We start from the raw sequence: 7,657 nt of genomic DNA, 5'->3' as shown, positions 1-7,657 counted from the left end.
GGGGCGCCCGCTGGGGGGTGTCGGGGGGGGGGGGGGGGGGGGGGGTGGTTGTGGGGGGGGGCGTGTTGGGGGGGGGGGGGGGGGGGGGGGGGGGGGGGGGGGGGGGCCGGGGGGGGGGGCCCCGCGGCCAGGATCCACGCGAAAACGTGCGGGAGGCGTCGTGTCTGTCGGTGTCGCATGACCTGTGGACCGTACCGGGAGAAGCCCTACAGGGGTGTGACGTACGCGCCCGAGATGCCTCCGTCCACCAGGAAGTCGGTGGCGTTCACGAAGGAGGAGTCGTCGCTGGCGAGGAAGGCGACGGCCGCCGCGATCTCGTCCGCCTCGGCGAACCGTCCGAGGGGGATGTGCACCAGCCGCCGCGCGGCCCGCTCCGGGTCCTTCGCGAACAGCTCGCGCAGGAGCGGGGTGTTGACCGGCCCGGGGCACAGCGCGTTGACCCGGATGCCCTCGCGGGCGAACTGGACGCCGAGTTCGCGGGACAGGGCGAGGACGCCGCCCTTGGAGGCGGTGTAGGAGATCTGCGAGGTGGCCGCGCCCATCCGGGCCACGAAGGACGCCGTGTTGATGACGGAGCCGCGGCCCTGGCGGCGCATGTAGGGGATGGCGGCCTTGCAGCAGAGGTAGACGGAGGTGAGGTTGACCTCCTGGACGCGCTTCCACGCCTCCAGCCCGGTGTCCAGGATGGAGTCGTCGTCGGGCGGGGAGATGCCGGCGTTGTTGAAGGCGACGTCGACGGAACCGTAGGTGTCGTGGGCCGTGCGGAAGAGGGTGGCGACCTGTTCGGGGTCGGTGACGTCGACCTGGACGAAGATCCCGCCGACCTCCTCGGCCACCGCCTTCCCGCCGCGTGCGTCGATGTCGCCGCAGACCACCCGGGCGCCCTCGGAGGCGAGCCGGCGGGCGGTGGCGAGGCCGATGCCGCTGCCCGCCCCGGTGATGACGGCGGTGCGGCCCGTCAGCCGGCGGCAGACGGGCGTTTCGGGTGCTTCGGTCGCTTCGGTCGCTTCGGTCACAGTGCGGGGCCCTCCGTGCTGATGAAGACGTTCTTGGTCTCGGTGAAGGCGGTGAGGGCGTCCGGGCCGAGTTCACGGCCGATCCCGGACTGCTTGAAGCCGCCGAAGGGGGTCGCGTAGCGCACGCTGGAGTGCGAGTTGACGGACAGGTTGCCGGCCCGGACGGCCTGCGAGACGCGCAGGGCGCGGCCGACGTCGCGGGTCCAGATCGAGCCGGACAGGCCGTAGTCGGTGGCGTTGGCCAGGCGCACGGCGTCCGCCTCGTCCTCGAAGGGCAGCACCACGGCGACGGGCCCGAAGACCTCCTCGACGGCCACCCGGGCGTGCGCCTCGACGCCCGTGAGGACGGTGGGGGCGAACCAGAATCCCGGCCCCTCGGGCGCCGTGCCGCGGATGCCGGGCGCGTCGGCGGCGACGTAGGACCGGACCCGCTCCAGCTGCGCCCCGGAGATGAGCGGGCCCATCTGGGTCCGCTCGTCGGCGGGGTCGCCGACGACGACGGACCGGACGGCGGGGGCGAGCAGGTCGAGGAACCGGTCGTGGACCGAGCGCTGGACCAGGATGCGGGTGCGGGCGCAGCAGTCCTGGCCGGAGTTGTCGAGGAAGGCCATCGGCGCCGCCGCCGCGGCGGCCTCGACGTCGGCGTCCGCGAAGACGATGTTGGGGCTCTTGCCGCCGAGTTCGAGGGTGACGCGCTTGAGGAGGGCGGACCCCTTCGCGAGCACCCGCTTGCCCACGGCCGTCGACCCGGTGAAGACGATCTTCGCGACGCCGGGGTGCTCGACGAGTGCGTCGCCGGCGACGGGACCGGCACCGGGGAGCACCTGGAGGAGGTTCTCGGGCAGCCCTGCCTCCAGGGCGAGTTCGGCGAGCCGGAGGGCGGTGAGCGGGGTGGTCTCGGCGGGCTTGACGATGACGGCGTTGCCTGCGGCGAGGGCGGGCGCGGCGCCCCAGGCGGCGATCGGCATCGGGAAGTTCCACGGGGCGATGACCGCGACGACGCCGAGCGGTTCGAGGAGGGTGATGTCGAGGCCGCCGGCGACCGGGATCTGCCGGCCGGTCAGCCGTTCCACCCCGCCGGCGGCGTAGTCGAGCAGGTCGCGGACGTTGCCCGCCTCCCAGCGCGCGTTGCCGACGGTGTGGCCGGCCTCGCGGACCTCCAGTGCGGCCAGTTCCTCGACGTGGGCGTCGACGACGGCGGCGAAGCGGCGCAGCAGCCGGGCCCGGTCGGCCGGGGCCAGAGCGGCCCAGTGGGTCTGCGCCGCCGCCGCGCGCCCGACGGCCGCGTCCACGTCCCGCGCGGACGCGGCCGGGACGGTGGCGAGGACCTCCTCGGTGGCGGGGTTCAGCACCCGGAGCTCGTGGTCGTACGGGGGCGCGGTGTACGGGTAGGGCACGGGGGGCCTCACATGCGTTCGAAGGAGCGGCGCAGCTCCCAGTCGGTCACCGCGGCGTCGAACGCCTCCAGTTCGACGCGCGCCATGTTGCGGTAGTGGGCGACCACCTCGTCGCCGAAGGCGGCGCGGGCGATCGGGCTGTTCTCCCACAGGTCGGCGGCCTCGCGCAGGGTGGTGGGGACGTGGTCGTAGGCGGAGGTGTAGGCGTTGCCCGCGCAGGCCTCGGGCAGCTCCAGCTCGTGTTCGACGCCGTACAGGCCGGCCGCGACGAGTCCGGCGACCGCCAGGTGCGGGTTGACGTCGCCGCCGGGCAGCCGGTTCTCGAAGCGCATCGAGCGCCCGTGCCCGACCACGCGCAGGGAGCAGGTGCGGTTGTCGTGGCCCCAGGCGACGGCGGTCGGCGCGAAGGAGCCGGGCTGGAAGCGCTTGTAGGAGTTGATGTTCGGCGCGTACAGGAGCGAGAAGTCCCGCAGCGCGGCGAGCTGCCCGGCGAGGAAGTGCCGCATGAGGTCGGACATGCCGTCCGGGTCCTGGGCGGTTCCGGCCATCACGTTGGTGCCGTCGGCGTCCGCGAGCGAGAGGTGGATGTGGCAGGAGTTGCCCTCGCGCTCGTTGACCTTCGCCATGAAGGTGAGCGAGACACCCTCCTGGGAGGCGATCTCCTTGGCGCCCGTCTTGTAGACGGCGTGCTGGTCGCAGGTGACGAGGGCCTCGTCGTACCGGAAGGCGATCTCGTGCTGGCCGGGGTTGCACTCCCCCTTGGCGGACTCGACGGTGAGCCCGGCGGCCTGCATCTCGTTGCGGATGCGGCGCAGCAGCGGTTCGACGCGACCGGTGCCGAGGACCGAGTAGTCGATGTTGTACTGGTTGGCCGGGGTGAGCCCGCGGTAGCCGCTCTCCCACGCCTGCTCGTAGGTGTCCTTGAAGACGATGAACTCCAGCTCGGTGCCGACCTGGGCGGTGTAGCCGAGTTCGGCGAGGCGGTCGAGCTGGCGCCGCAGGATCTGGCGGGGCGCGGCGACCACCGGGGAGCCGTCGTTCCAGGCGAGGTCGGCGATGAGCAGGGCGGTGCCCGCGTTCCAGGGGACGCGCCGCAGGGTGGCGAGGTCGGGGTGGAGGGCGAAGTCGCCGTAGCCCCGCTCCCAGGAGGACATCGCGTAGCCGTCGACGGTGTTCATGTCGGCGTCGACGGCGAGGAGGTAGTTGCAGCCCTCCGTGCCGTGCTCCAGCACCTCGTCGAGGAAGAAGGACGCGGCGAACCGCTTGCCCTGGAGTCTGCCCTGCATGTCGGGGAAGGCCAGGACGACGGTGTCGATGTCGCCGGCCGCCACCAGGGCGTGCAGTTCCTCGACGGCGAGCGGGGGTGTGCGGTCTGCCACCGGAAGGGCCTCCTCGGGTCGGCCGGAAGCCATAAGGTATTGCGGGGAACCATTGGTTGGGAAGGGGGCGCGACCGGATGACAGGCGACCGGACGACGGGCCCGGCCGACGGCCGCGGGCCGCTCGACCGGCTGGCGCCGGTGCTGCGGCCGGTGCGGGCGGGCAACGGGTTCGAGGAGGCGCTGGAGCAGATCCTGCGGATCGTCCGGCTCGGGCTGGTGCCGGGAGGCGAGCGGCTGCCCGCGGAGCGGGACCTCGCGCGGCGGCTCGGGATCAGCCGGGTGACCCTGCGCGAGGTGCTCAAGGTGCTCCAGGAGCAGGGCCTGGTGGAGTCGCGGCGCGGGCGGTACGGCGGGACCTTCGTCCGGGTGCGCGCCGAGGCCCCGGACGAGCGGGAGCTGCGCCGCCGGCTCGCCTCGGTCGACATCGAGGACCTGCTGCGCTTCCGCGAGGTCCTGGAGGTGGGCGCGGCCGGCCTGTGCGCGGCGCAGGGCCTGTCGCCCGAGGGGGCGGAGCGGCTGCGCGCCGCGCTCGTGCGCACCGCGGACGCGCCGCTCGCCGACTACCGGCGCGCGGACACCCTGCTGCACCTGACCCTGGCGGAGCTGAGCGGTTCCCCGTCGCTGGGCGAGCGTCACGCGGCGGTCCGCGCCTCGGTGAACGACCTGCTGGACTGCATCCCGCTGCTCGTGCGCAACCTGGAGCACTCGCAGGCGCAGCACACCGCGCTCGTCGAGGCGGTGCTCGACGGGGACGCGGACGGCGCGCGGGAGGTGATGCGCGAGCACTGCGCGGGCACGGCCGCGCTGCTGCGCGGGTTCCTCACCTGAGGGCGGCGGGCCCTCGCGCCGGGCGCCGCGCCGGGCGCGGAGGATCCCGGTACGGCCGGTCCGCCCGCGAAAGGTATGAGACGGTTCCATTGACGTCCGCGGCCCCCGCCTCCCACGGGGGCGTGGCGAGGCGGAGCGGAGGGAGGGGCGCGTGGGCAGGCCGCTGATCGGGGTGAGCACGTATCTGGAATCCGGGGCGCGCTGGGGGGTGTGGCACCTGGAGGCGGCGCTGCTCCCCGCCGCCTATCCCCGGCTCGTGCAACGGGCGGGCGGGCTGGCCGCGATGCTGCCGCCGGACGCGGCGGGACGGGCGGCGGCGACCGTCGCCCGGCTCGACGCGGTGGTGGTGGCCGGCGGCGCCGACATCGACCCCGCGCGCTACGGCGCCGAGCGCTCCCCTCTGACCGGCCCGCCCGCCCCCGAGCGGGACGCCTGGGAACTCGCGCTGATCCGGGCGTCGTTGGAGTCCGGCACTCCGCTTCTGGGGATCTGCCGGGGCCAGCAGCTGCTGAACGTGGCACTGGGCGGAACGCTGGTCCAGCACCTCGACGGCCACGTGAAGGAGCCCGGGGTGTTCGGACGGCACGAGGTGACGCCCGTCCCGGGCACCCTCTACGCCGGTCTCGTGCCCGAGCCGTGCGAGGTGCCGACCCACCACCACCAGGCCGTGGACCGCCTGGGCGAGGGCCTGACCGTGTCCGCGTACGCGGCGGACGGCACCGTCGAGGCCGTCGAACTCCCCGGTCCCGGCTGGGCCCTGGGGGTCCAGTGGCATCCTGAGATGGACGACGACCTGCGCGTGCTGCGGGGGCTGGTCGCCGCCGCGTCCCGAACCGCGCGCCCCGGGGCGAGGGCTACCCGCCCCGGGTGAGGGACAGCAGGTCGCGGGCGGGGCCTGTGGGGCGGTGCCCGGTGGGCCAGACGGCGCGCAGGTCCCGGGCCAGCCGCACGTCCGCGACCGGAACGCTCACCAGGCGGCGCGCCGACAGCTCCTCCCCCAGGGCGAGTTCGCTGAGCACGGCCGGCCCGGCACCGCTCACGGCGGCGGCCTTGACCGCCGTGGTCGACGACAGCTCCATCAGCGGCCGGGCCGGCCCCCCGAGCGCCGCGTCGAGCACCTGCCGCGTGCCCGACCCCTCCTCCCGCAGGATCAGCGGGGTGTCCGCCAGCTCGGCCGCGGCCAGCGGGGCCCGGCGCCGCGCCCAGGGGTGCCCGGGTGCGGTGACGACGATGAGCCGGTCGCGGGCGATGACGGTCGCGTCCAACCCTGCCGGCACGCGGAGCCCCTCGACGAAGCCGAGGTCCGCCTCCCCGTCGAGCAGCCGCTCGGCGACGGCCGCGGAGTTCCCGGCCCGCAGGGACACGGCGGTGTCGGGCCGCTGCGCACGCAGGGCGATCAGCCAGCCGGGCAGCAGGTACTCCGCGATCGTCATGCTCGCGGCCACCCGCAGCCGGGAGTCCCGGCGGTCCCGCAGCGCCTGCGCCCCTGCGTCGAACGCCTCGGCCGCGTCCACCACCCGGCGGGCCCAGTCGGCGACCAGGGCACCCTCGTGGGTGAGCCGGGAGCCGCGCGGCGATCGGTCGACGAGGGCCACGCCGAGCTGGCGCTCCATGGACCGGATCCGGCTGCTGGCGGCCGGCTGGGTGATCCCCAGCTCGCGCGCGGCGCGCCCGAGGCTTCCAAGCCGGGCCACCGCGAGCAGCAGTTCCAGCGCCCCCAGGTCGGGCACCCGGTGCGCGATCCCGGGGCCCGGGCGTCCCTCAGCACCTGTGCTCATAAATGCAGCTTATGCCCTCATAGGTGTGTGCTCTCTGGTGGGGCGTCCCGGCCGGCGCCACGGTGGGGACATGGTCACCGCAGCCCGGCCCCGTTCCGCCGTCCCGGCACGCACCGCCCGCTCCGCGCCCCCGCGCACCGGCGGCGAGCGGATCGTCGCCGCGGTCCGCCACCTCGGCCCCAACTGGTACGCCTCCGTGATGGGTACCGCGATCGTGGCGACGGCGGGCGCCGGCCTGCCGGCCGGGGTGCCGGGACTGGGCACCGCCTGCCGTGTGCTGTGGGCGCTGTCGGCCGTGATGCTGGCGGTGCTGCTCGCCGCCCGCGCCCTGCACTGGAGGCACCACCGCGACCAGGCCCGCGCGCACCTCCTGGACCCGGCCGTGGCCCCGTTCCACGGCTGTCTCGCGATGGCCCTGCTCGCCGTCGGCGGCGCGACGCTGGTGGTGGGCGCCGACCTGATCGGGACCGGACCGGCGGTCGCGGTGGACACGGTCCTGTTCACGGCCGGGACCGTGGTGGGGCTCGCCGCCGCGGTGGGCGTCCCCTACCTCATGGTCGTCCGCCACCGGATCGAGCCCGGACAGGCGTCACCGGTGTGGCTGCTGCCGCTCGTCGCCCCGATGGTCTCGGCGGCCCTCGGGCCGCTGCTGGCGCCCCACGTCCCGGCCGGGCAGCCCCGCGCGACGCTGCTGCTCGGCTGTGTCGCACTGTTCGGGCTCAGCCTGCTGGCCGTCCTCGTGATGCTGCCGATGGTGTTCGCCCGGCTGGTCACGCGGGGACCGCTGCCGCTCGCGCTGACCCCCGTGCTCTTCCTGGTGCTCGGTCCGCTGGGCCAGTCCGCCACCGCGGCCGGCAAGTTCGCCGACGTGGCGCCGGGCGCCGCGCCGGCGTACGCCCACGGCTTCGCCCTCTTCGCGGTCCTCTACGCAGTGCCCGTCATCGGTTTCGCGCTGCTGTGGCTCACGCTGTCCGTCGCCCTGGTGGTCCGGGCCCTGCGTCACGGCATGCGGTTCTCGATGACGTGGTGGGCGTTCACCTTCCCGCTCGGGACGTGCGCGACCGGCGCCGAGGGCCTGGCCCGGCACACCGGCCTGACCGCCTTCGGCGCCCTGGCCGTCGTGCTCTACGCGCTGCTGGTGGCCGCCTGGTCGGCCGCCGCGGCCGGCACCGTCCGCGGCCTGCTCGGCGGACGCCTGCTCGCCGCGCCGCGCTGACGGGGCGCCGGGGCCCGGCCCGCTCACGGCACCGCGGCCCC

At 75.2% G+C, this 7,657-nt stretch carries 7 protein-coding genes; 3 read left to right on the top strand and 4 right to left on the bottom strand.

Annotation, left to right across the window (positions count from 1 at the left end):
- Window positions 1-206: 206 nt before the first annotated feature.
- Genes ACGFS9_RS05785 through ACGFS9_RS05775 form a run of 3 tightly spaced genes read right to left on the bottom strand, consistent with a single transcriptional unit; the run spans window position 207 to window position 3,792 of the window.
- Complete coding sequence (locus tag ACGFS9_RS05785) at window positions 207-1,016, bottom strand: 3-oxoacyl-ACP reductase (RefSeq protein ID WP_393251059.1); 810 nt, start codon at window positions 1,014-1,016, stop codon at window positions 207-209.
- Window positions 1,013-2,413: an aldehyde dehydrogenase family protein gene (locus ACGFS9_RS05780; protein WP_393251058.1), complete on the bottom strand. Its 1,401-nt coding sequence runs from the start codon at window positions 2,411-2,413 to the stop codon at window positions 1,013-1,015. Before ACGFS9_RS05780 ends, ACGFS9_RS05785 begins: the two co-directional genes overlap by 4 nt.
- 8 nt (window positions 2,414-2,421) lie before the next feature.
- On the bottom strand, window positions 2,422-3,792 hold the full coding sequence (locus ACGFS9_RS05775) for a glutamine synthetase family protein (protein ID WP_393251057.1): 1,371 nt from the start codon (window positions 3,790-3,792) through the stop codon (window positions 2,422-2,424).
- Window positions 3,793-3,869: 77 nt separating this feature from the next.
- On the opposite strand from ACGFS9_RS05775, the gene ACGFS9_RS05770 reads away from it, so the two are divergent.
- Together ACGFS9_RS05770 and ACGFS9_RS05765 are read left to right on the top strand one after the other, a co-directional pair.
- Window positions 3,870-4,622 carry a FadR/GntR family transcriptional regulator gene (locus ACGFS9_RS05770; protein WP_393251056.1) on the top strand — a complete coding sequence of 251 codons (753 nt, stop codon included), beginning with the start codon at window positions 3,870-3,872 and terminating at the stop codon, window positions 4,620-4,622.
- Between the two features lie 151 nt (window positions 4,623-4,773).
- Entirely contained in the window at window positions 4,774-5,493 is a 720-nt protein-coding gene (locus tag ACGFS9_RS05765; RefSeq protein ID WP_393251055.1) for a gamma-glutamyl-gamma-aminobutyrate hydrolase family protein, read from the top strand.
- Here ACGFS9_RS05765 and ACGFS9_RS05760 read toward each other — a convergent pair.
- The gene (locus tag ACGFS9_RS05760; RefSeq protein WP_393251054.1) at window positions 5,477-6,400 is read right to left on the bottom strand and encodes a LysR family transcriptional regulator; all 924 of its coding nucleotides are present in this window, start codon (window positions 6,398-6,400) and stop codon (window positions 5,477-5,479) included. The two genes, ACGFS9_RS05765 and ACGFS9_RS05760, sit on opposite strands and share 17 nt — an antisense overlap.
- Before the next feature lie 70 nt (window positions 6,401-6,470).
- On the opposite strand from ACGFS9_RS05760, the gene ACGFS9_RS05755 reads away from it, so the two are divergent.
- Window positions 6,471-7,616 carry a TDT family transporter gene (locus tag ACGFS9_RS05755; RefSeq protein WP_393251053.1) on the top strand — a complete coding sequence of 382 codons (1,146 nt, stop codon included), beginning with the start codon at window positions 6,471-6,473 and terminating at the stop codon, window positions 7,614-7,616.
- The last annotated feature ends 41 nt before the right edge of the window (window positions 7,617-7,657 follow it).

The sequence above is a fragment of the Streptomyces sp. NPDC048566 genome, from assembly GCF_043199735.1.
Lineage (GTDB): Bacteria > Actinomycetota > Actinomycetes > Streptomycetales > Streptomycetaceae > Streptomyces.
The sequence above is the reverse complement of the archived record's forward strand: the minus strand, read 5'-3'. Positions and strand labels throughout refer to the sequence as shown.

Bases quoted from the DNA above. Each gene is read 5' to 3' on its own strand.
- ACGFS9_RS05770 (WP_393251056.1), top strand. From the start codon at position 3,870: ATGACAGGCGACCGGACGACGGGCCCGGCCGACGGCCGCGGGCCGCTC.
- ACGFS9_RS05760 (WP_393251054.1), bottom strand. From the start codon at position 6,400: ATGAGCACAGGTGCTGAGGGACGCCCGGGCCCCGGGATCGCGCACCGG.
- ACGFS9_RS05755 (WP_393251053.1), top strand. From the start codon at position 6,471: ATGGTCACCGCAGCCCGGCCCCGTTCCGCCGTCCCGGCACGCACCGCC.